The following is a 20,847-nucleotide window of genomic DNA, read 5'->3' as shown; positions in this document are numbered from 1 at the left end:
GGGGACGATAGCGCCCATCGCGGTCAGGAAGATCGTTCCGGCAGGCAGGCGCCGGTGGTGCGCAGCGCGTCGAGGGTGGCGCGGATCGCCGGGCGGCGGGCGGCCTCCTCGCGCCAGATCGCGAAGATGCGGCGGGTCATGACGGGCTCGACCTCGACGATCGAGACGGTCGGGGGCAGCGCGTCGCGGCCGAGCCGGGGCAGGATCGCGTTGCCGAGCCCCGCCGCGACCATGACGAGCTGCGTCGGGATCTCGTAGGCGGTGTGCGCGATGTTCGGCTCGCACTCGTGCCGCCGCAGCGTGTGGTTCAGCCACTCGCAGCAGATGCTGTTGGGCGACGAGCTGATCCACGCGTCGCCCGCCAGCTCCTTGAGGTGGATGCGGTCGCGGTGCGCGAGGCAGTGCGTGGACGGCAGCGCGATGTCGGCGACGTCGTCGCAGATGAAGCCGCGCTGGAGGTTGTCGGGGAGCGTGAGCGGCTGGTTGTTCCAGTCCTGCACGACGGCCATGTCGAGGTCGCCGCGCGCGACCAGGGGGATGCTCTGCATCGGGTCGGTCTCGTGCACGGAGACGGCGAGGTCGGGGTGGTCGCGGCGCAGCGACGCCAGCGCCTCGGGGACGAGCCCGCGCACGGCCGTGGCGAATGCCGCCATCGACAGCCGGCCGACGACGGCGCCGCGGTGCGCCTCCAGGTCGGACTGGGCGCGTTCCACCAGGGACAGGATGTTCTCGGCGTGGGTGACGAGCAGTTCGGCGGCGTCGGTGAGGCGGACGCCCCGGCCGTGCCGTTCCAGCAGCTTCTGGCCCGTCTCGCGTTCGAGCTTGGCGAGCTGCTGCGACACCGCCGACGTGGTGACGTGCAGGACGTCGGCGGCGGCGCTCACCGAGCCGTAGGTCGCGACCGAGTGCAGGGCGCGCAGGCGTTCGAGATCGAGCATGAAGCAATTCTAAAGCCGACCATGCAGGTTTTCTAGCTTGTTCTTAAACACCTCGCGCGCGAGGCTGAGCCCATGACGCAGATCCACGCCGCCCTGCCCACTCCCCTCACCGCCGCCGACACCGTGGACGTCGCGAGCCTGGAGCGGGTCGTGCGGCGCTGCCTGGACGGCGGCGCGGCCGGTCTCGTCGCGCTCGGCTCGACCGGCGAGGCGATGCTGCTCACCGACGACGAGCGCCGCACCGTCCTGGACGTGTGCCGCGCGTCCGGCGCGCCGCTGACCGTCGGGGCGGGCGGCGCGGGCACCGCCGCGACGATCGCCGAGGCGCGCGGGTGGCAGCGGTACGCCGACGCGCTGCTGGTCCCGGTGCCGTACTACGTGCGGCCCGACGACGACGCCGTCGTGGCGCACTTCGCCGCCGTCACGGCCGCGCTGGACGTACCCGTCATCGTCTACGACATCCCGTACCGCACCGGGAAGCGGCTCGCGCCGGACGCGCTGCTGCGAATCCTCGACCTGGACGGCGTCGCGGCGATGAAGCACTGCCCCGGCGCCCTCGGCCGCGACACCCTCGACCTGATCGCCAACAGCACCAAGCCGATCCTGTGCGGCGACGACGCGCTGCTGTTCCCGATGCTGGCGCTCGGCGCCGAGGGCGGCGTCACCGCGACGGCGTGCCTGGTTCCCGAGGCGTACCGCGACATGCGGCTGGACGACCACGACGCGCTGCTCCCGCTGCTCGACACGCTCGCCGAGCAGGCCGCCCCGGCGGTGCTGAAGGGGGCGCTGGCCGAGCTGGGCGTGATCGACACCCCGCTCGTCCGCGCCCCGCTCACCCCGGCGCGGCCGCTGAACGCCCGCCGCGCCGCCCGCCAGGCCGAGGCGGCGGCGCGCACCGCGCACACCGCGACGCCCCGCTACTCGACGGCCGGCGCGCCCTAGGCCGCGGCGGCCGCGCGGGCCGCGTGCGGCAGGGCCGCCAGGACGCGGTCGAGGGCGGCGTCGTCGTGCGCGGCGGACAGGAACCACACCTCGTACGCCGACGGCGGCAGGTAGACGCCGTGGTCGAGCGCGGCGTGGAAGAACGCGGCGTAGGCGGCCGAGTCCTGCGTCTGGGCGACGGCGAAGTCGTGCACGGGCTCGCCCGTGAAGAAGACCGAGAACAGGTTCCCGGCGCGCTGGAGCCGGTGCGGCACGCCCTCCTTGGTCAGCGCCTCGGACGCCGCGTCGCCGACGATCCGCGCCGCGCGGTCGATGGCGGCGTACACGTCCGGGGTGGCGTTGCGCAGCGTCGCCAGGCCCGCCGCCGTGGCGAGCGGGTTCCCCGACAGCGTGCCCGCCTGGTAGACGGGACCGGCGGGGGCGAGCAGCGCCATGACGTCGGCGCGGCCGCCGAACGCGGCGGCGGGCAGCCCGCCGCCCATCACCTTCCCGAACGTGACCAGGTCGCCCGCGACGCCCTCGACGCCGTACCAGCCGGACTCCGAGGCGCGGAACCCGGTGAGCACCTCGTCGACGACGAGCAGCGACCCGTTGCGCGCGCACAGGCTCTGGAGCAGCGCGTTGAAGCCGTCCAGCGGCGGCACGACGCCCATGTTGCACGGCACCGCCTCGGTGATCACACAGGCGATCTCCGGGCCGTGCTCGGCGAAGACGCGCTCCACGGCGGCGACGTCGTTGTACGGCAGGACGAGCGTGTCGGCCGTCGCGGCGCCGGTGACGCCGGGCGTGTCGGGCAGCGCGAGCGTGGCGACGCCGGACCCGGCGGCGGCCAGCAGCGCGTCGACGTGGCCGTGGTAGCAGCCCGCGAACTTGACGATCTTGGCGCGGCCGGTGAAGCCGCGCGCCAGCCGGATCGCCGACATCGTCGCCTCGGTGCCGGAGTTGACGAGCCGCACCTGCTCCACCGGCGTCCGCGCGACGATCTCCTCGGCCAGCTCGACCTCGCCGGGCGTCGGCGCCCCGTAGGACGTGCCGCGCCCGGCCGCGCCGGTGACCGCGTCCACGACGGCGGGGTGCGCGTGCCCGAGGATCATCGGGCCCCACGAGCAGATGAGGTCGACGTACTCGGTGCCGTCGGCGTCGGTCAGGTAGGGGCCCCGGGCGGAGGTGATGAACCGGGGCGTCCCGCCCACGGCGCGGAAGGCCCGCACCGGCGAGTTGACACCGCCGGGCACGATCCGCTCGGCCCGCGCGAACAGTTCCTGGGAGCGTTCGGTCGTCGTCACGCTCCCATCTTCCCCGCCTCCGCCCGTGCTCGCGACGGCCGGGTCAGCAGAACGCGGCGCCCTTGTCGGACCGGCCGCCGTCCTGCGCGGTGACCTTGAGCCGGCAGGGGTCGACTCCGGCGCCGCGCAGGGACGCCTGCGCGGCGGCGGTCTGCTCCGCGCTCAGCGCGGGGCGGCGGGACAGGACGAAGCCGCTGCCGCGCCCGGCGTCGGTGACGGTGGCCCAGCCGTAGTCCCGGTCGAGGCCGACGACGATGTAGTTGGCGGTCTTCTGGTGCACGTAGGCGCCGTCCCAGCGGACGAACGAGACGTTCAGCCGGGCGTTGGTGGCGTCGAGCGGCTTGGCCTCCCCCTGCACGGCGCTCGTCGCGCCGAACCACGCGGCGCACCGGTTCTCGACCGCGACCGAGCCGTTCGCGGCGAGGCCGTACCGCGCGGTGACGTTCTTGACGCACTGGATCTCGAACCACTGGGGTACCGCCGCGACCTGGTACCAGGTGCCGAGGTACCGGGGGACGTCCACCGAGGCGACCGGGGGCACCGGCGCCTCGGCCGACGCCGCTCCGGCGCCCGCCACCGTCGCGGCGGCCGCGACCGCGCCCACCGTCACCGCTCGCATCGTCCGCTTCGCGCGCATTCGTCGCTCCTCCGCTCGCCGGGTGTCGCCCCCTCTCTGTCCGGTCCGGCAATGAACAAACTTTGAACAAGTTCTTGCCGCGCCGACCGGCGCGCGACGCGGGCGCTCCGCAGTCGCGGCGCGACGGACCGCGCACACGCGCGCGCCGACGCGTTGCAGTTCGGTGACGTGCCTTGACCCTGCGGTGAACGGGCCTATAGTCCAGCAACGTACGCATCCGCCGTGTTGCGGTGGACAAGGTTGGAACGCACCGGAAAGCTCGCCTCGGACGCCGAGCCGGGCATGCGGATGCTCCGGCGGCACACGCCGCCGCGGAGGGGATGACTCGCAGGTGGTCAACGGCTGGACGGTCCCTGGCTTCACGCACGCCACGGATCTGGGCGGCGGCACCGCAGGCCGCGTGGTGCTGGCCGTCGACGACCTCACGCAGACCAAGGTCGCGATCAAGTACCTGGACTCCCGGCTGGACTCCGACGAGGTGTTCCTGTCCCGGTTCCGGATGACGGCGCGGCGGCTCTCCCAGATCGAGGACCCCAACGTCGTCGACCTGTTCGACCTCGTGGAGTCCCCGCAGGGCACCGCCGTCGTCATGGAGCGCGTGGACGGCGTGACGCTGCGCCGCATCCTGGCCGCGCAGGGGCCGACCGGCCCGCTCGCCGCGCTGTCGGCGTTCGGCGGCGTCCTGCTCGGCCTGGCCGCCGCGCACGACGCCGACGTCGCGCACGGCGCGCTGCGTCCCGCGAACGTGCTCGTGGACGCGTCCGGCAACGCCCGGCTCACCGACTTCGGCATGGCGCCGTCCGGCGACGCCGCGCAGGGCGGCCCCGCTTACGCGGCGCCGGAGCTGTGGGGCGGCGCGCCGCCGTCGGCGCCCGCCGACCTGTACGCGGCCACCGCCGTGTTCTTCGAGTGCCTGACGGGCTCGCCGCCGTTCACCGGCCGCTCGCTGGCCAAGGCGCACCGCGAGGCGCCGGTGCCGGTGGAGTCGGTGCCGGGGCCGCTGCGCGACCTGATCGCGCAGGGGCTGGCCAAGGAGCCGGAGAAGCGGCCCGCGTCGGCCGCCGACTTCCTGGAGGCCGTCGAGACCGCCGCCGTCGCCGCCTACGGGCCGTCGTGGGAGGCGCAGGGCCGCGAGCGGCTGACGGAGCTGGCCCGGCAGGCGGCCGAGGCGCCCGAGCCGCCGCCCGCCAAGGCGGCCAAGGCCGCGTCGCGCGGCGCCGCCGCCGCGCCCGCCAAGCGCAGCCGCACCAAGCCGCTGGTGGCCGCCGCCGCGACGATCGTCATCGTCGGCGGTGTCGCCGGGGCCGCGATCGCGATGCGCGGCGGCGAGGACACGCCGCCCGCGACGCCCGCCACGTCCGGCTCGCCGTCCCCGGTGCCCACGGTGGACCCGGCGCTGGCGCAGGCGTCCGCGCTGGCCGACAAGGTGGAGGCGGCGGTGGACCGTCCCGCCGGGGCGGCCTTCACGTTCCGCCGCAGCGGCTGCTGCGGCACCGCCAACGCCAACGGCTCCCTCGCGCTCCAGGCCGACGCGCCCGCGTCGTACCAGATGACCGTGCAGGGGTCGGGCGGCACCCGCAAGGCGGGCCGCTCGGTGCTCCTCAAGGACACCACCTGGCTGCGCGCGGGCGGACGCTGGCGCTCGGTCGACTTCGACCCCCGCGCGCGCGGCTACGCGGGCCTCGCCGCGCAGATCCGCGAAGGGTCGGCGGTGGCCAACGTCCCCGCGCTGCTGCGCAACAGCGCCACGTTCACCGCGAACGGCGGCGCCCACCAGGGCACCGCCCCGCTGGACCGGCTCGCCCAGGTCGCCAACGTCGGGGACCTGTTCGGCGACCTCGCCAAGCGCACCGGCGCCACCGAGGTCACCTACACCGTCCACCTGGACAAGCAGTCCCGGCCGACCCGCGTCACCTTCCGCGCGGCCGGACCCGAGCGCAACCAGACCTACACCTCGACCTACAGCCGGTGGGGCGCCAAGGTCTCCATCGGCGCCCCGCGCTGAGCGCCGGCTACGGCTCGCAGCTCTCCGACAGGACGGTGAGCAGGCGCAGCGGGTCGGGCAGCGGCGCGTCGCCGGGCGGGTGAATCCACGTGACGGCGCGGCCGAACGGCAGCATCGACGGCGGCGCCGGGACGTAGGAGTCGCGGCAGTGCCAGCGCATCCCCGGCGTGTCCGCGACGGTCGCGGGGGACGTGTCGAGCTGGCACGTCCACCACTCGTCCTCGTCCACCGGGGCGCCGCGCGTCGCGACGAAGAACAGGTGCCGGTCGGTGCCGATCGCGGCGACCGGCCCGACGGGAAGGCCCTCGGCCGCGATGCGGGCGAGGGCCAGGGCTCCGGCGGCGGCCGGGACGTCGAACACGTCGAAGACGCGTCCGGTGGGGAGCATGACGTTCGCGTCGGGCGCGGCGGCCCACAGCCGGGTCAGGACGTCGCCGTCCACGCTCGCCAGATGCGCCCACGCCTTCGACACCGGGTGCGCGCCCGGGTCGGGACAGCCGATGCGGTCGCATGAGCAGAACCGGTCGACGCCCGGCGTGGCGCCCGGGACGCACGGCCAGCCGATCTCCCCGTAGCCGCGCGCGGCCTCCACCATCGGCGGCGGCGCCTCGACCCGCGCGCGCTGCCGTTTCCTGCCCGAGACCACCGGCATCTTCCGCCCCCCAGAGTTCACCCGTGCGACGTTTCCCCGAATGATGACGGTCCGGCCGCCGGTGTGCCGGGCGACCGCATGAAAACGGTCCCAACTGACTACGCCGAAGTGATCACCGGCGGAAACCTACCGGCCGGTGCGCAACTCTCCGAGCCGTCTGGCGGCCTCGACGGCCCAGTACGTCAGGACGATGTCGGCGCCCGCGCGGCGGATCGACAGCAGCGACTCGTCGATCGCGCGTTCGCGGTCGAGCCAGCCGCGCTCGGCGGCGGCCTCGATCATCGCGTACTCGCCGCTGACCTGGTAGGCGGCGACGGGGACGTCCACGGTGTCGCGGACGCGGCGGACGACGTCGAGGTAGGCCCCGGCGGGCTTCACCATGACCATGTCGGCGCCCTCCTCCAGGTCGAGGAGGACTTCGCGCAGCGACTCGTCGGCGTTGGCCGGGTCCTGCTGGTGGGTGGAGCGGTCACCGAAGACGGGCGCGCACTCGGCGGCGTCGCGGAACGGGCCGTAGAACGCCGACGCGTACTTGGCCGAGTACGCCAGGATCGGCAGTTCGGGGTGCCCGGCGGCGTCGAGCGCCGCGCGGATCGCGGCGACCTGGCCGTCCATCATGCCGCTCGGCGCGACGACGTCGGAGCCCGCGGCGGCCTGCGCGGCGGCCACCGCCGCGTACCGCTCCAGCGTCGCGTCGTTGTCGATGTGCCCGGACTCGGTGACGATGCCGCAGTGCCCGTGGTCGGTGAACTCGTCCAGGCACAGGTCGGTCATGACGACGAGCGTGTCACCGAGGTCGGCCTTGAGGTCGCGGACGGCCGTCTGCACGACGCCGTCGGGGTCGTCACCGGCCGAGCCGACGGCATCCTTCACGGCGGGCACGCCGAACAGGATGACCCCGCCCACGCCCGCCTCGGCCGCCTCGTGGGCCGCCTTGCGCAGGCTGTCGCGGGTGTGCTGGAACACCCCCGGCATCGACGGGATCGGGTGCGGCTCGGCCAGACCCTCCTTGACGAACATCGGGAGCACCAGGTCGGCCGGGGCGAGCCGGGTCTCGGCGGCGAGCCGGCGCAGCGCGGACGTGCGGCGCAGGCGGCGCGGCCGGGCGACGGGGAACCGAGCGGACATGGCACTACTCCTTGGACGTCACTTGCGGCGGCGGGCACCCCGGCGCATCTGGCTGGGCTTGCGCAGCGGGTCGCCGGCCTCGACCTGGGCGGCCCTGCGCTTCGCACCGTACTCGGCGAGCGCCTCGGCGAGCGCCGAGACGGACGGGCGGTCGGCCATCACGTCGACCCGCAGTCCATACTCCTCGGCGGTGCGGGCGGTCTGCGGCCCGATGACCGCGATGACCGTCACATTGTGCGGCTTGCCCGCGATGCCGATGAGGTTCTTCACCGTGGACGACGAGGTGAACAGCACCGCGTCGAACCCGCCGCCCTTGATCGCCTCGCGGATCGGCGCGGGCGGCGGGGACGCGCGGACCGTCCGGTACGCGGTGACGTCCTCGCACTCCCAGCCGAGGTCGGTGAGGCGGGCGATGAGCGTGTCGGTGGCGATGTCGGCGCGCGGCAGCAGCACCCGGTTGATGGGGTCGAGGTCTTCGTCGTAGGGCGGCCAGACGGCGGCCAGCCCCTCGCTGGACTGCTCGCCCGACGGCGTCAGGTCGGGCTGGACGCCGAACTCGACGAGCGCGGCGGCGGTCTGCTCGCCGACGGCGGCGACCTTGAGGCCCGCGAAGGCGCGGGCGTCCAGGCCGTAGTCGACGAACTTCTCCCGGATGGCCCGGACGGCGTTGGTGGAGGTGAACACCACCCACTCGTACCGGCCGGTGACCAGGCCCTTGACGGCCCGCTCCATCTGCTGCGGGGTGCGCGGCGGCTCGACGGAGATCGTCGGGACCTCGTCGGGCACGGCGCCGTAGTCGCGGAGCTGTTCCGACAGCGAGGCGGCCTGCTCCCTGGTGCGCGGGACGAGCACGCGCCAGCCGAACAGCGGCTTGGTCTCGAACCAGGACAGCTTGTCGCGCCAGTTCACCACGTCCCCGACGATGATCATCGCCGGGGACTCCATGCCCTTGGTGTCGGCGGCGAGCCGGTGCAGCGTGGAGACGACGGTCTCCTGCTCGGTGGTGGTGCCGAGGCTCGTCATCGCGGCGGGCGTGGAGTCGGGGCGGCCGACCGCGATGAGGCCCTTGGCGACCTCCGCGACCGTGCCCTCGGCGCCGAGGATGACCAGCGTGGTGCCGGGCGCGGCGAACCGCTCCCAGTCGACGCCGCCCTCGGACGCGTCGATGACGCGGACCTCGCGGTGCTTGGCGTCGGTGAGCGGGATGCCCGCGTAGCCGGGGACGCCGGTGACCGACGAGACGCCGGGCACGATCTCGAACGGCACCCCGGCCTTGGCGAGGGCGCCGCCCTCGTCGGCGAGGCCGCAGGCCAGGCCCGGGTCGCCCCGGTAGAGCCGGACGACGCGGCGTCCGGCCTTGGCCGCCTTGGCGGCGAGCCGGGCGGGGTCGCCGGAGGCGGTGTCGAGGATCTCGACGCCGGGTCGGCAGTGGGCGAGGATCTCGGGGTGAACGGCGCTGGGATCGGCGACGACGACGTCGGCGCGGGCCAGCTCGGCGGCGGCGCGCAGCGTCAGCAGGCCGGGGTCGCCCGGCCCCATGCCGACGAGCGCGACGCGGCCCTCGGTGTCGGGGCGGGTGTCGGCGGCGGTGTCGTGGCTCTGGCTAGCGGGGCTCATCGTGCAGCTCCCCCATCAACTGGTCGGCCCCCTGGTCGAGCAGCCGGTGCGCGAGGTCGCGTCCCAGCTCCTCGGCCCGATCCGGGTGGCCGCTTGCGGACAGCCGCACCTGGCGGGCCCCGTCGGCAGCGACGACGTTGGCCGTGAGATGAAGCTTCTGTTCTTCTTCGGCAGCGTATGTTCCCACGGGTGCCGAACATCCCGCTTCGAGCACGGAGAGCACGGTTCGTTCCGCCGTGACCGCCGCGCGGGTCGCGCGGTCGTCCAGCGACGCCAGCAGCTCCACCAGCTCGGGCCGGTCGGCGCGGCACTCCAGCGCGAGCGCGCCCTGCCCGGGGGCCGGGAGCATCTGGTCGGGGTCGAAGACCTCGGCGACCTCGGCCAGCCGCCCGATCCGCCGGAGCCCGGCGTGGGCCAGCACGACCGCGTCCAGCTCGCCGTCCGCGATCTTGCGCAGCCGGGTGTCGGCGTTGCCGCGGATCGGGATGATCTCCAGGTCGGGGCGGAGCGCGCGGAGCTGCGCCACCCGGCGCGGCGAGCCGGTGCCGACGCGGGCGCCGCGCGGCAGGTCGGCCAGCTTGGCCGGACCGCACAGCGCGTCGCGGTGGTCGTCGCGGGCCGGGATCGCGGCGAGCGCGATGCCCTCGGCGGGGTAGGTCGGCAGGTCCTTCAGCGAGTGCACGGCGAAATCCACCTCACCGTCCAGCAGCTTGTCACGCAGCGCGCTGACAAAAACCCCCGTACCGCCCATCTGGGCGAGCAGTGCCTTGGATACGTCACCCTGCGTCGTTACCCCGACCAGCTCGACCGCATACCCCGTACGCTGCGTCAATGCGTCGGCGACGAGCCCGGACTGCGTCATCGCCATGAGGCTCTTCCGTGTCCCCAGGCGCAGTGGCGTGCTCATGATCGGTTTCCTTCGTCGTCGGTGCGGCGCCACGGGCGGTCACCGGCGGACGGCTCCTCGGCCGGCAGATCCGCCCGCGACACCGCCAGCGGCGCCTTGGGGTCCAGGTCGAACAGCTCGCGCAGCGCGGCGGCGTAGGTGTCGCCCCCCGGCGCGGCGGCCAGTTCCTTCACCCGGACGGTGGGCGCGTGCAGCAGCTTGTCGGTGACCCGGCGGACGGTCTGCTCGATCTCCGCGCGGGCCCGCGCGTCGAGGTCGGGCAGCCGGCCCGTCAGCCGCGCCAGCTCGCTCTGCACCACGGCGGCGGCCTTGCTGCGCAGCGCCACCACCGTCGGCGCGACGGCGGCGGCCCGCGCCGCCGACAGGAACGCCGCGACCTCGTCGGCGACGATCCGGCGCACGGCCTCCACCGCCTCGGGGCCGACCGCGCGCGCCGCCTCCTGCGCGGTGCGGAGCTGCTCCAGCCCGGCCAGCCGGACGCCCGCCAGCTCACCGGCGGAGGGCTCGATGTCGTGCGGCAGCGCCAGGTCGAGCAGGAACCGGCGGCGGCCCCGGCCGAACCCGTGCGCGGCGAGCTGCTCGGTGGTCAGGACGAGCCCGGTCGCGCCCGTGCAGGACACGACGAGGTCGGCGTCGGCGAGAGCGGCGTCCAGGTCGTCCAGGGCGATGGCCCCGGCCGGGACGTCCACCGAGGCGGCCAGCCGCACCGCCTTCTCCCAGGTGCGGTTCGCCACGACGATCTCGCCCGCGCCCGCGCGGCCCAGCGTCGCGACCGCGAGGCCGCTCATCGCGCCCGCGCCCACGACGAGCGCGCGCACGCCCGTCAGCGGCCCGAGGTGCGCCTCCGCGACCTTGAGGCCGACGCTCACCAGCGACGCGCCCGCCTGGTCGATGCCGGTCTCATGGTGGGCGCGCTTGCCGACGCGCAGCGCCCGCTGCACGACCTCGTGCAGCTCGCTGCCGATCGTGCCCTCCTGCTGCGCGAGCCGGAACGCGGCGCGGAGCTGCCCGAGGATCTGGCCCTCGCCCACGACCATCGACTCCAGCCCGCACGCCACCGCGAACGCGTGCTGAATGGCACGCTCCTCGTAGTGGACGTACAGGTGGTGCGACAGGTCGTCCAGCGGGACGGCCGAGTGCAGCGCCAGCAGCTCGGAGATCGCCGAGACGCCGCCGTGGAACTTGTCCACGACCGCGTAGACCTCGACGCGGTTGCAGGTGGAGACGATGACGGCCTCGGCGACGTGCGCCGAGTCGTGCACGGCGTGCAACAGCTTGACCAGGTCGTCCCCGGCCACGGCCGCCCGCTCCAGCACCGACACGGGCGCGGACCGGTGGCTCAGCCCCACAACCAGCACACTCATCGCGTACCTTCCGCATTCCCGCGACCCGGACGCCGCCGGGGCGCCGACTCGCCCATCACGCTTCCACCGTCTCAACGTACTGCGCCGCGCCCGGCGGGTCCTCTCCGAGCGGGCCTCCGGCCTTGCGCTGCTCGTGGAACGCGAGGATCTGGAGTTCGATCGACATGTCGACCTTGCGGACGTCGACCTCGTCGGGCACCGACAGGACCACCGGGGCGAAGTTCAGCACGCTGGTGACCCCCGACGCCACCACGCGGTCGCACACCGTCTGCGCGGCGGCGGCCGGCGTCGCCAGCACGGCGATGGACACGCCGCGCTCGGCGATGACCTCCTCCAGCCGGTCGATGTGCTCGACGACCATCCCGGAGATCTCCTGACCGACGATCCCCTCGTCGGCGTCGAGCAGCCCCGCGACGCGGAATCCGCGCGAGGCGAAGCCGCCGTAACCGGCCAGCGCCCGGCCCAGGTTACCGACCCCGATGATGGCCACGACCCAGTCCTGGGTCAGGCCCAGTTCACGGCTGATCTGGTAGACGAGGTACTCGACCTCGTAGCCGACACCGCGCGTGCCGTACGAGCCGAGGTGCGACAGGTCCTTGCGGAGCTTGGCGGAGTTGACGCCGGCCGCCGCGGCCAGTTCCTCCGACGAGACCGTCACGGTGCCGCGCTCCTGGAGGCCGTGCAGGGCCCGCAGGTACACCGGCAGCCGCGCCACGGTGGCGTCGGGGATGCCGCGTTCGGCGCGATCGCGGTTGCGGTTCTGGCGTGGTGTCACGGGCCTGCTCTTCGGGGGCTCGACGCTGGGGCCCGTCCGGGCTCCGGGCCCGGGGACGCGGCCGTCCGGCCGTGCAGGGCTGCCCCCAGGTTAACCCTTGTGAATACGCGCACAAAGTCGGCCCCGGCGTAGAGCGAACCGCGTTCGGCCCGGCGGGCGTCCGGCAGGGCCGGTCAGCCCGGCTTTCCGGGCGTCCGGCGCCCGATCGGCGCTGTTCGGCGGTGTGACAGATGAAACACCGCCGTCTCACGCGCCGTCGCGCAACCGCCCGATCGCGGCGCGCAGGCGCGTCTCGTCCACCCGCCAGAAGTCGTGCCGGACACCGTTCAGCAGCGTCACCGGGATCTGCTCCCAGTACTCCGCCGTGTCCTCCGCCGACAGCGTGATGTCGCGTTCCTCCCACGGCACGCCGAGATCGTCCGCGACGCGCGCGATGACCGCGCGGGCGTCGTCGCAGAGATGGCAGCCCGGCTTGCCGAGCAGCGTGACCACCACGTCGCTCACGGGACGGGATACCCCGGCCGGGCCGACGGCAGCGGCGGGATCTTCGCCGCGCCGAGCCGCAGGTCGATGACGTTCGTGGCGAGCACGTGGCTGCGCGAGTCGGCCAGGAAGCGCAGCAGGTGCGGCTGGCGCTGGTGCGCCGTGAACGACGCCTCGTCGCGGAACAGCCGGTACAGGATGCGCTGCGTCGGCGCGTTCACCACCGTGTGGCAGGCCAGGATCAACGCGTCCGGCTCCGAGCGGGCGCCGCGCACCAGGTCGTCGGCGAGGCGGTCGAAGGCGTCCTCGCGGCCGTCCAGCAGGGTGTACACGGTGATCTGGCCGTGCGCCGCCGACAGGTCGGGCGCGCCCGGCGGGCCCGGGACGGGCGCCAGCAGCGGGCCGTCCACGCTCGTCGGCGGGGCCTCGTCGGCGAAGCGCGGCGCCTCGTGCTGCGGCTCGGGGAAGCGCAGCTCGCCGTGCCGGTCGACCGGGGCGGGCGCCGGACGCGGCTCGGGCGCCTGCGGCGCCGGGGCGTACTCGGGCTCGTCGTAGCCGCTCGCGTCGTAGTCCTGGTCGTACTCGTCGTCCTCGTAGACGGGGATCGTGCGCATCGCCCCGTACCAGACCAGGCCCGCCGCGCCGCCGAGCGCGATCACCGCCAGCGCCCCCGGCAGCAGGCCGCGCGTGCCCGCCACGACGAGCACGCCCGCCAGCGCCACCAGCGCCACCGGGATCAGCAGCTCGGCCGCCTCCTCGTCGCGGCGCGACGCCAGCAGCGCGGTGAACACCGCGCACGCCACCAGCGCCAGGACGGCCACGACGTGCGCGCCGTCGATGAGCAGCAGCGGCAGGATGCCGTACACGTCGCCCGGCTTGGGCAGCCCGTCGCCGAACTTGCCGACGATCGGGTCGATCAGGGCGATCACGACCGCGACGAGCGTGTACGAGCACGCGAACAGCCACGCGCCGAACCGGATCTGGACGAACCGCGCGACCAGCTCGACCATGCCGAGCGCCAGCCAGATCGGCGCGAGCAGCGCGGCGCCGATCTCCAGCACGCGGAACAGCATGCCGTTGAAGTCGAGCAGCAGGCCGAGGGTCATCGCGATGAGCGCGAGCGAGATGCCGACCAGGGTGACCGACCAGGCGATCAGGTACAGCAGCCGGTCTCTGGCGGCGCGCCGGACCAGCAACCCGGTGGCCGTGAGGGCACCCGCGGTCGCCGGCAGCGCGAGAAGGGCGGTGAGCATCGTGGCCCCATGGTGCCCGATGTCCGGGCCGGAGAGGTAACCGCCCGTCCCTCGCGCTCGCGCGCACACGGCATTGCCCGAATGCCGTCCGGTATCTACAGTGGCGGTCCGCGACGGAGGCACCGGCCCCGAGGAGGACTGCATGAGCAGCCCGGCCCTCGACGCGCCGAGCCCGGCCCATGACCCGCTGAAGGCGCTCGTCCTGCGCGCCCGCGACGGCGACGCCGAGGCGTTCGGCGCCCTCTACCGCCGCTACCGGGGGCTCGTCTACCGGTACGTCCATCAGCGCGTCGGCTCCCACCCGCTCGCCGAGGACCTCACCAGCGAGACGTTCCTGCGTGCGCTGCGCCGCATCCGCGACTTCACCTGGCAGGGCAAGGACTTCGGCGCCTGGCTCGTCACGATCGCCCGCAACCTCGTCGCCGACCACTTCAAGTCCGGCCGGCACCGGCTGGAGGTCACCACCGCCGAACTGGTGGAACCCGCCCGTCGGCAGGAGGGCCCCGAGGGCGTCGTGCTCGGCGCGATGACCGACGCCGCCGTGCTGGCCGCCGTCCGGCTGCTCGGCCCCCAGCAGCAGCAGTGCGTCCGGCTGCGGTTCCTGCACGGTCTGTCGGTCGCCGAGACGGCCGACGTCATGGGCAAGCGGGCGGGCGCGATCAAGGCGCTCCAGTACCGGGCCGTCCGCTCGCTGGCCCGCCTCCTGCCCGACGACCTCCGGCGGAGGTGACGACCGTTCCCCTTCACCTCGCGTACACGGCCCGACGATCACGTCCGGCTAGGCTGGATCGCGCGCGGCGCGGCACCGGGGCAGGCGACGCTCCCGCGCGGAACTGAGGTCACATTGGAAGCAGGGGCTAGGCTCGGCCGCATGCGGTTTCTCTGGCATCGCGGCAAGGCGGACGACCCGGTCACGGCAGGTGCGGCGGCCGCCGCGGCGGCGGCCGAACCCGAGCCGCTGCCCGAGCCCGATCCGCACGCGGCGGCGTTCTTCGACGTCGACAACACGATGATGCGCGGCGCGTCGATCTACTACTTCGCGCGCGGCCTGGCCGCCCGCAAACTGTTCACCATGCGCGACCTCATGATGTTCGCCTGGGGGCAGGCCGCGTTCCGGCTGCGCGGCACCGAGAACGCCGAGCACATCGGGTCGGCCAAGGAGGCGGCGCTGTCGTTCGTCGCCGGGCAGCGGGTCGACGATCTCGTCCGGCTCAGCGAGGAGATCTACGACGAGGTCATGGCCGACCGCATCTGGTCCGGCACCCGCACGCTCGCCCTCAACCACCTCGACGCCGGGCAGCAGGTGTGGCTCGTCACCGCGACGCCCGTCGAGGTCGCCCGCACGATCGCGCGGCGGCTCGGGCTCACCGGCGCGCTCGGCACCGTCGCCGAGACCTCCGACGGCCTCTACACCGGGCGTCTCGTCGGCAACCTGCTGCACGGCCCCGCCAAGGTGGAGGCCGTCCGCGCGCTGGCGCAGCGCGAAGGTCTCGACCTCGCCCGCTGCTCGGCCTACAGCGACTCCATCAACGACCTGCCGATGCTCACCGCCGTCGGGCACCCGCACGCCGTCAACCCCGACGCCGCGCTGCGCGAGCACGCCCGCGAGCACGGCTGGCCCATCCACGACTTCCGCACCGGCCGCAAGGTCACGATGGTGGCGCTGCCCGCGGCCGCCGGTGCCGGGGCCCTCGCGGGCGGCGTCGCCGCCGGCATCGCGATCCGCCGCCACCACCAGCGCGCCTAGCGGCCCCTACAGGAACGCGGGACCGCGCAGCAGACGCGTGTCGTAGACCATCTGCTGGACGGTCTCGCGGACCTGGTCGGTCAGGTTGAAGACCGTCATCGCGTCGTCGGCGTCGCCCGGGCCGTAGTCGTCCAGCGGGATCGGCTCGCCCACCTGGATGAGCCACCGGGACGGCAGCGGCAGCAGACCCGCCGGGCCGAACCACGGGAACGTCGGCGTGACCGGGAAGTAGGGCACGCCGAGCAGCCGGGCCAGCAGCGGCAGTTCGGCGATCTTGGGGTAGATCTCCTCGGCGCCGACGATCGCGACCGGGACCAGCGGCGCGCCGGTGCGCAGCGCCGTCTCCACGAAGCCGCCCCGGCCGAACCGTTGCAGCCGGTAGCGCTCGGCGAACGGCTTGCCGACGCCCTTGAACCCCTCGGGGAACACGCCGACCAGGTTCCCGCCGTCGAGCAGGCGGGTCGCGTCGGCGCGGCAGGCCAGCGTGTGCCCGGCCTTGCGGGACAGGTGGCCGAGCACCGGCATCTCGTAGACGAGATCGGCGCCGAGCAGCCGCAGGTCGCGGCCGGTGGCGTCGTGCACGGCGACCGTCAGCATCAGCGCGTCGAGCGGGATCGTGCCCGAGTGGTTCGCGACGACGAGCGCGCCGCCGTCGGGGATGTTCTCCGTGCCGCGCACCTCGACGCGGAACCAGTGCTCGTACAGGGCGCGGGCGATCGGCAGCAGGACGGTCTCGTTCAGCTCGGGGTCGAAGCCGAACTCGTCCACCTCGTACTCACCGGCCAGGCGGCGGCGCAGGAACGCCAGCCCGGACGCGACGCCGCGCTCCAGCCGGGACCGGGGCGGCGGGTCGTCATGGCGGACGGCGTCGAGCGGGATGACCGGCGCGATGCCGTCGTCGTTCCGGGAGTGCTGCGCGGTCACGGGTGTCTCCTCACCAGCCGGTCGAACAGGGCCAGCGGGGCGGTCGCGGCGGGGCGGCGCTCAGCGACGAAGTCGGCGAACGCGGCCTCGGTGGAGTACTTGGGGTGCCACGACAGCTCGGCGGCGAGCGCGGCGGTGTCGACGACGCGGCCGTAGGTGAGCCAGCGCAGCAGTTCGGGCGAGAAGCCGGTGAGGCCCGCCAGGCGGCGCCCGGTGTCACCGAGGACCGACAGCGACGCGGCCGTGAGCGGGATCGTCGGGCGCTGCGCGCGGCGCAGGAGCTGCGACAGCAGCAGGACGCCGTCGCCGGCGACGTTGAACGTGCCGGGATGGTCCTCGACGGTCATCCGGCGCAGCACCTCGACGCCGTCGTCCTCGTGGACGAACTGGAGGCGCGGGTCGAACCCGAGCACGGTCGGCACGACGGGCAGCGACAGGTAGCGCGTGATCGGGGAGTCGACGCGGGGGCCGAGCAGGTTCGCGAAGCGCAGCACCGAGACGCTGAGGTCGGACCGGCGGCGGGTCAGGCCCCGGACGTAGCCCTCGACCTCCACGGCGTCCCTGGCGGATCCGCTCGCGGGCGGCTCGGGCGGCTGGTCGCGTTCGGTGAAGACCGCCGGGCCCTTGGCCGACGAGCCGTAGACGGCCGCCGTGGAGCGCAGGACGAGCCGCCGCATGCTCGGGGCGCGCTGGCAGGCCGCGAGGAGTTGCATCGTTCCGATGACGTTCAGCTCTTTGGCCCGCGCGGCCGTGCCCGGCGTACCCGGGACCAGGCCGGAGTGCACGACCGTGTCGACCCTGCCGGACGCGATGACCTTCGCGATCCCGGGCGTGCGGACGTCCACCCTGACGAACTCGGTCCGGCCGAGCGGCTCGACCGGCGGGACGGTGTCCACGCCGATCACGCGCTCGATGCCCGGATCGGCTTGCAGGGCGTGCGCGACCCGTGCCCCCAGGAAACGGGCGACGCCCGTCACGAGGACGACACGGGCCGCGGAGGAGGGCATATCTGACATGCGCCCCACCCCTCACGGCTGACGTGGCCGGACTACGGGTACTTCGTGGCGGATCGTTCCCCGCGCGGGGCGCGGGGCCGAGCCGTTCTACTTCTTGTTGCGCCGCTGGATGCGCGTCTTCTTGAGCAGCTTGCGGTGCTTCTTCTTGGCCATCCGCTTACGACGCTTCTTGATGACAGAGCCCACGAGACCTCGCCTCGGCAAATCGGCTGAACTGCTGACAGGGGACAGGCCGCAGCGAGGCAGAATCCTCAGCGCGCCCACGGTCCGACCGCCCAGCCTACCCGCCTCCCACCACGCGTGTGTCATTGAAGTCCCGGCCCAGGGGCTCGCCTAGCGGCTCACTCCCTGACCGTGCCTTTGCGAGTGCGGCATCGCTTCGCGATCTGGCCGGAGGGGCTCGCCTTCGGCGTCACCCCACCGGCCAGTCAACGCACTCGCGCGCGGGCCGAGGTCGGCCGCCGAATGGGACCGCGTATCCCGTGGGCGCTTTCGCGCTTACCCGGCTTCGATGTAGGCGTCCCGGAGGTAGTCGTGCACGGCCTGTTCGGGGACCCGGAACGAGCGGCCCACCCGGATCGCGGGCAGCTCCCCGGAGTGGACGAGACGGTAGACGGTCATCTTGGACACCCGCATCACCGAGGCCACTTCGGCCACGGTCAGGAACCTGACCTCGCTCAGAGGCCGATCGGATGAGCTCATCGGACGCCCTCTCCCACACGTGCCGAGCACCGGCTCTTGGGGTGACTTTGATCACGCACGTGTACTCCCTCAGCGTAAATCGAGTACCGACAGTCGCAAGAGGGGGGTTCCACCCATTTACGTCTCCGGACCTGGCGAAAGGGACACATTGCCCTTGCGGCCCGCACCCGCCACGGTTCCACCCCCGAGTAGGACGAATCCGGCGCACGTCTCTTCCGTTGCGTCCGAAACCCCCTTGACCAGCGACTCAGAGGTCGACGTCCGCACTCCGGCGGCACAGGGGCCCCGCGACGACCCACGCGTCACACGGCGTGACCGCGAGCGCGACCGGCCGGGCGGCTCAGCCGAGCCCCGCCCGCGCCAGGAGGAACGCCGTGAGCGGCTCATAGTGCTGCGGGGAGACCCCGTCGTCGAGCGGCACGACCACCTGCACCTTGCCCTCGGCCTCGCCGACGAACAGCGCCGGATCGTTACAGTCCGCGAACCCGACGGTGTCGATGCCCGCCTCCCCCGCCGCCCCGGCCCAGCCGTGGTCGGCGATGGCCAGATCCGGCCAGAGCGGCGCTTCCGCGTCCACCGAACCCGGTTCGGCAGCGGCGGCGCGGAGTTCGTCGAGCATCGCGTTCATCGGGTGCGGGTCGTGCGTGTGGTGCCCGCGACGATGATCGTCGACCAGGTAGGCGACGCCCGCCGGCGTGTAGGCGATGTGCCGGTTCACCCGGCGCCCGTTCCACTCCTGGATCTGGTACGTCCAGCCCTCCGCCGGGCGCAGCACCCGGCAGCCCGCAGCCGTGAGCGCCCGCGCCAGCTCGTCGTACAGGTCGATGAGCGGCTGCGGATGGCCCGTCGCCAGCACCACCGTCTGCCGCTCGCGCGCCGCCAGACCGATCCGGTCGCCCATGCGCTCCAGCGCGCCGACCGTGAGGTCGGGGTCGATCGTGTCGTCGCCGTACAGGTGCGACGGGTTCGCGTCCACGCCGCACAGGTCGATCATGACCTTGAGGACGTCGCGCTCGGTCCACTCCCGGTCGAAGGTGAGGCCGAACTGGTAGTACGGGTCGCCGCCCGCCATGCGGCGCATGTGCAGCAGGTTGTTCTGCCGGGGCGTCGCGACGTCTCCGGCGATCATCGTTCGGATCAGGTGCGCGCGCAGCTCGGCGCGGTCGGGTGCCATCACACGTCCAGGGGGTCGAGGCCGAGTTCGGGGAACACGGCGCGGCGCGTGGCCAGCACCGCCTGGTCGACCGGGTTGGCCGGATCGTAGCCGGATTCCCAGGTGCGGACGTCCACCCGCGCGGTGCCGTCCGTCATCCGGCGCGGCGCGATCTCGTCGGTGCGGCCCCGGACGAACGCGCGCCACTCGTCGGGGGTGGCGGCCTCCGGGTCGATCGGGGCGCCCGCCGCCTCGGCGAGCAGGTGCGTCCACGCGCGCGGCACGACCTGCACCAGCTCGTACCCGCCGCCGCCGGTGACGAGCCAGCGGCCGCCCGCGACCTCGTGGGCGAGCCGGTGCAGCGCCGCGTACGCGGCGCGCTGGCCGTCCACCGAGAGGGTGAGGTGGGCCAGCGGGTCGAGTGCGTGCACGTCGGCGCCGTGCTGGGTGACGAGCACCTGCGGCCGGAACGCGCGCAGCACCTGCGGGACGACCGCGTCGAACGCGCGCAGCCAGGCGGCGTCGCCGGTGCCGGGCGGCAGTGCGACGTTGACGGCCGTGCCCTCGGCGCCCTTCCCGCCCGTCTCGTTGGGGAACCCGGTGCCGGGGAACAGCGTGCGGGGCGTCTCGTGCAGGCTGACGGTGAGGACGCGCGGGTCGTCGTAGAAGACCGCCTGCACGCCGTCGCCGTGGTGGACGTCCACGTCGACGTAGGCGACGCGTTCGGCGCCCTGCTCCAGCAGCCACCGGATGGCCACGGCGGCGTCGTTGTAGACGCAGAAGCCGCTCGCCGTGCCCGGCATCGCGTGGTGCAGGCCGCCGGAGATGTTCGCGGCGTGCGCGGCCTCGCCCTCCCAGACGGCCCGCGCGCCCGCGACGGACGCGCCGACGACCAGCGCGGACGCGTCGTGCATGTTGAGGAAGACGGGGTTGTCGGCGGTGCCGAGCCCGTGCCGGGGCTGGGCGAGGCCGGTCGTGCCCGCCTGGCGGACGGCGGCGAGGTAGTCCTCGTCGTGGACGAGCCGCAGCAGCGCGTCGTCGGCGGCGTCGAAGGCGCGGACGTCGACGTTGGGGCGGTCCAGGACGCCGAGGTCGCGGGCGAGCGCCATCGTCAGCTCGACCCGGACCGGGTTCATGGGGTGGCCGGGACCGAAATCGTAGGCGGTCAGCCGTTCGTCCCACAGCACCCGCAGCCCGCAGTTCTCCGGGGACGCGGCCGAGGGCGGGGCTGACGGGCTGCTCATGCCCCACACGGTAGCGTCCCGGCCTCCGGACCGGCGGGGTGAGGTGGATCACTACAGGTTGTCGCCGGACGAGC

Annotated in this window: 21 protein-coding genes; 4 read left to right on the top strand and 17 right to left on the bottom strand. The window is 73.9% G+C overall.

Annotated elements, in window-relative coordinates:
• Positions 1 to 23 precede the first annotated feature (23 nt).
• Positions 24 to 938, bottom strand: coding sequence for a LysR family transcriptional regulator (locus tag C229_RS0108820; RefSeq protein WP_018654709.1), 915 nt, complete (start codon positions 936 to 938; stop codon positions 24 to 26).
• A 72-nt stretch (positions 939 to 1,010) separates the two neighbouring features.
• On the opposite strand from C229_RS0108820, the gene C229_RS0108815 reads away from it, so the two are divergent.
• Positions 1,011 to 1,880 (top strand): dihydrodipicolinate synthase family protein, encoded by an 870-nt coding sequence (locus C229_RS0108815; RefSeq protein WP_018654708.1) that lies wholly within the window; start codon positions 1,011 to 1,013, stop codon positions 1,878 to 1,880.
• Here the strand turns inward: C229_RS0108815 and hemL are convergent.
• Positions 1,877 to 3,166 carry a glutamate-1-semialdehyde 2,1-aminomutase gene (gene hemL, locus C229_RS0108810; protein WP_018654707.1) on the bottom strand — a complete coding sequence of 430 codons (1,290 nt, stop codon included), beginning with the start codon at positions 3,164 to 3,166 and terminating at the stop codon, positions 1,877 to 1,879. The genes C229_RS0108815 and hemL overlap by 4 nt on opposite strands.
• A 43-nt stretch (positions 3,167 to 3,209) precedes the next feature.
• Positions 3,210 to 3,803: a lipocalin family protein gene (locus tag C229_RS0108805; RefSeq protein WP_018654706.1), complete on the bottom strand. Its 594-nt coding sequence runs from the start codon at positions 3,801 to 3,803 to the stop codon at positions 3,210 to 3,212.
• 331 nt (positions 3,804 to 4,134) lie between these two features.
• Between C229_RS0108805 and C229_RS32715 the strand changes: the two genes are divergently transcribed.
• Positions 4,135 to 5,808, top strand: a complete 1,674-nt coding sequence (locus C229_RS32715; protein WP_051108889.1) for a serine/threonine-protein kinase — start codon at positions 4,135 to 4,137, stop codon at positions 5,806 to 5,808.
• 7 nt (positions 5,809 to 5,815) lie between these two features.
• Here the strand turns inward: C229_RS32715 and C229_RS0108795 are convergent, their stop codons facing one another.
• The 8 genes from C229_RS0108795 to C229_RS0108760 all read right to left on the bottom strand — a co-directional run bounded on the left by C229_RS0108795 (position 5,816) and on the right by C229_RS0108760 (position 13,987).
• Entirely contained in the window at positions 5,816 to 6,460 is a 645-nt protein-coding gene (locus C229_RS0108795; RefSeq protein WP_026313594.1) for a bifunctional DNA primase/polymerase, read from the bottom strand.
• A gap of 126 nt (positions 6,461 to 6,586) precedes the next feature.
• Positions 6,587 to 7,588, bottom strand: a complete 1,002-nt coding sequence (gene hemB / locus C229_RS0108790) for a porphobilinogen synthase (protein WP_018654704.1) — start codon at positions 7,586 to 7,588, stop codon at positions 6,587 to 6,589.
• Positions 7,589 to 7,606: 18 nt separating this feature from the next.
• Complete coding sequence (locus C229_RS0108785) at positions 7,607 to 9,205, bottom strand: bifunctional uroporphyrinogen-III C-methyltransferase/uroporphyrinogen-III synthase (protein ID WP_018654703.1); 1,599 nt, start codon at positions 9,203 to 9,205, stop codon at positions 7,607 to 7,609.
• The gene (hemC, locus tag C229_RS0108780) at positions 9,192 to 10,112 is read right to left on the bottom strand and encodes a hydroxymethylbilane synthase (protein WP_033423956.1); all 921 of its coding nucleotides are present in this window, start codon (positions 10,110 to 10,112) and stop codon (positions 9,192 to 9,194) included. The genes C229_RS0108785 and hemC overlap by 14 nt, the downstream gene beginning before the upstream one ends.
• Positions 10,109 to 11,476, bottom strand: coding sequence for a glutamyl-tRNA reductase (locus tag C229_RS29980; RefSeq protein WP_051108888.1), 1,368 nt, complete (start codon positions 11,474 to 11,476; stop codon positions 10,109 to 10,111). The genes hemC and C229_RS29980 overlap by 4 nt, the downstream gene beginning before the upstream one ends.
• Before the next feature lie 55 nt (positions 11,477 to 11,531).
• Positions 11,532 to 12,251 carry a redox-sensing transcriptional repressor Rex gene (locus C229_RS29975; protein ID WP_018654700.1) on the bottom strand — a complete coding sequence of 240 codons (720 nt, stop codon included), beginning with the start codon at positions 12,249 to 12,251 and terminating at the stop codon, positions 11,532 to 11,534.
• Between the two features lie 246 nt (positions 12,252 to 12,497).
• Positions 12,498 to 12,755 (bottom strand): glutaredoxin family protein, encoded by a 258-nt coding sequence (locus tag C229_RS35295; protein ID WP_018654699.1) that lies wholly within the window; start codon positions 12,753 to 12,755, stop codon positions 12,498 to 12,500.
• The gene (locus C229_RS0108760) at positions 12,752 to 13,987 is read right to left on the bottom strand and encodes a putative quinol monooxygenase (RefSeq protein WP_018654698.1); all 1,236 of its coding nucleotides are present in this window, start codon (positions 13,985 to 13,987) and stop codon (positions 12,752 to 12,754) included. The genes C229_RS35295 and C229_RS0108760 overlap by 4 nt, the downstream gene beginning before the upstream one ends.
• A gap of 142 nt (positions 13,988 to 14,129) precedes the next feature.
• Between C229_RS0108760 and C229_RS0108755 the strand changes: the two genes are divergently transcribed.
• A complete protein-coding gene (locus tag C229_RS0108755; RefSeq protein ID WP_081639771.1) occupies positions 14,130 to 14,717 on the top strand; it encodes a sigma-70 family RNA polymerase sigma factor in 588 nt (195 codons plus the stop codon).
• A 141-nt stretch (positions 14,718 to 14,858) separates the two neighbouring features.
• Positions 14,859 to 15,734, top strand: a complete 876-nt coding sequence (locus C229_RS0108750) for an HAD family hydrolase (RefSeq protein ID WP_018654696.1) — start codon at positions 14,859 to 14,861, stop codon at positions 15,732 to 15,734.
• 6 nt (positions 15,735 to 15,740) lie between these two features.
• On the opposite strand, the gene C229_RS0108745 is transcribed toward C229_RS0108750, so the two are convergent.
• From C229_RS0108745 to C229_RS0108720, 6 genes are all read right to left on the bottom strand, one after another.
• On the bottom strand, positions 15,741 to 16,658 hold the full coding sequence (locus C229_RS0108745) for a lysophospholipid acyltransferase family protein (RefSeq protein WP_018654695.1): 918 nt from the start codon (positions 16,656 to 16,658) through the stop codon (positions 15,741 to 15,743).
• Positions 16,655 to 17,665 carry an NAD-dependent epimerase/dehydratase family protein gene (locus C229_RS29970; protein ID WP_018654694.1) on the bottom strand — a complete coding sequence of 337 codons (1,011 nt, stop codon included), beginning with the start codon at positions 17,663 to 17,665 and terminating at the stop codon, positions 16,655 to 16,657. The genes C229_RS0108745 and C229_RS29970 overlap by 4 nt, the downstream gene beginning before the upstream one ends.
• Positions 17,666 to 17,761: 96 nt before the next feature.
• A complete protein-coding gene (locus tag C229_RS33490; RefSeq protein WP_018654693.1) occupies positions 17,762 to 17,860 on the bottom strand; it encodes a 30S ribosomal protein bS22 in 99 nt (32 codons plus the stop codon).
• Between the two features lie 312 nt (positions 17,861 to 18,172).
• Positions 18,173 to 18,376, bottom strand: a complete 204-nt coding sequence (locus tag C229_RS0108730) for a helix-turn-helix domain-containing protein (RefSeq protein ID WP_018654692.1) — start codon at positions 18,374 to 18,376, stop codon at positions 18,173 to 18,175.
• Between the two features lie 340 nt (positions 18,377 to 18,716).
• Complete coding sequence (locus C229_RS0108725; RefSeq protein ID WP_018654691.1) at positions 18,717 to 19,550, bottom strand: phosphatase; 834 nt, start codon at positions 19,548 to 19,550, stop codon at positions 18,717 to 18,719.
• Positions 19,550 to 20,773 (bottom strand): acetoin utilization protein AcuC, encoded by a 1,224-nt coding sequence (locus C229_RS0108720; protein ID WP_051108887.1) that lies wholly within the window; start codon positions 20,771 to 20,773, stop codon positions 19,550 to 19,552. Before C229_RS0108720 ends, C229_RS0108725 begins: the two co-directional genes overlap by 1 nt.
• Positions 20,774 to 20,847: the final 74 nt, after the last annotated feature.

This window comes from Actinomadura flavalba DSM 45200, assembly GCF_000374305.1.
Taxonomy (GTDB): domain Bacteria; phylum Actinomycetota; class Actinomycetes; order Streptosporangiales; family Streptosporangiaceae; genus Spirillospora; species Spirillospora flavalba.
Note: the sequence above shows the minus strand (reverse complement) of the source record. Positions and strands in the feature narration are given on the sequence as shown.

What these genes read in the sequence shown, in the direction of transcription:
- hemB (WP_018654704.1), bottom strand. Translation starts at nt 7,588, where the DNA reads ATGTCCGCTCGGTTCCCCGTCGCCCGGCCGCGCCGCCTGCGCCGCACG.
- C229_RS0108730 (WP_018654692.1), bottom strand. Translation starts at nt 18,376, where the DNA reads ATGAGCTCATCCGATCGGCCTCTGAGCGAGGTCAGGTTCCTGACCGTG.
- C229_RS0108815 (WP_018654708.1), top strand. Translation starts at nt 1,011, where the DNA reads ATGACGCAGATCCACGCCGCCCTGCCCACTCCCCTCACCGCCGCCGAC.
- C229_RS0108720 (WP_051108887.1), bottom strand. Translation starts at nt 20,773, where the DNA reads ATGAGCAGCCCGTCAGCCCCGCCCTCGGCCGCGTCCCCGGAGAACTGC.
- C229_RS0108805 (WP_018654706.1), bottom strand. Translation starts at nt 3,803, where the DNA reads ATGCGCGCGAAGCGGACGATGCGAGCGGTGACGGTGGGCGCGGTCGCG.
- C229_RS0108785 (WP_018654703.1), bottom strand. Translation starts at nt 9,205, where the DNA reads ATGAGCCCCGCTAGCCAGAGCCACGACACCGCCGCCGACACCCGCCCC.
- C229_RS0108760 (WP_018654698.1), bottom strand. Translation starts at nt 13,987, where the DNA reads ATGCTCACCGCCCTTCTCGCGCTGCCGGCGACCGCGGGTGCCCTCACG.
- C229_RS0108750 (WP_018654696.1), top strand. Translation starts at nt 14,859, where the DNA reads ATGCGGTTTCTCTGGCATCGCGGCAAGGCGGACGACCCGGTCACGGCA.
- C229_RS0108795 (WP_026313594.1), bottom strand. Translation starts at nt 6,460, where the DNA reads ATGCCGGTGGTCTCGGGCAGGAAACGGCAGCGCGCGCGGGTCGAGGCG.
- C229_RS29980 (WP_051108888.1), bottom strand. Translation starts at nt 11,476, where the DNA reads ATGAGTGTGCTGGTTGTGGGGCTGAGCCACCGGTCCGCGCCCGTGTCG.
- hemC (WP_033423956.1), bottom strand. Translation starts at nt 10,112, where the DNA reads ATGAGCACGCCACTGCGCCTGGGGACACGGAAGAGCCTCATGGCGATG.
- C229_RS0108820 (WP_018654709.1), bottom strand. Translation starts at nt 938, where the DNA reads ATGCTCGATCTCGAACGCCTGCGCGCCCTGCACTCGGTCGCGACCTAC.
- C229_RS0108755 (WP_081639771.1), top strand. Translation starts at nt 14,130, where the DNA reads ATGAGCAGCCCGGCCCTCGACGCGCCGAGCCCGGCCCATGACCCGCTG.
- C229_RS29970 (WP_018654694.1), bottom strand. Translation starts at nt 17,665, where the DNA reads ATGCCCTCCTCCGCGGCCCGTGTCGTCCTCGTGACGGGCGTCGCCCGT.
- C229_RS0108725 (WP_018654691.1), bottom strand. Translation starts at nt 19,550, where the DNA reads ATGGCACCCGACCGCGCCGAGCTGCGCGCGCACCTGATCCGAACGATG.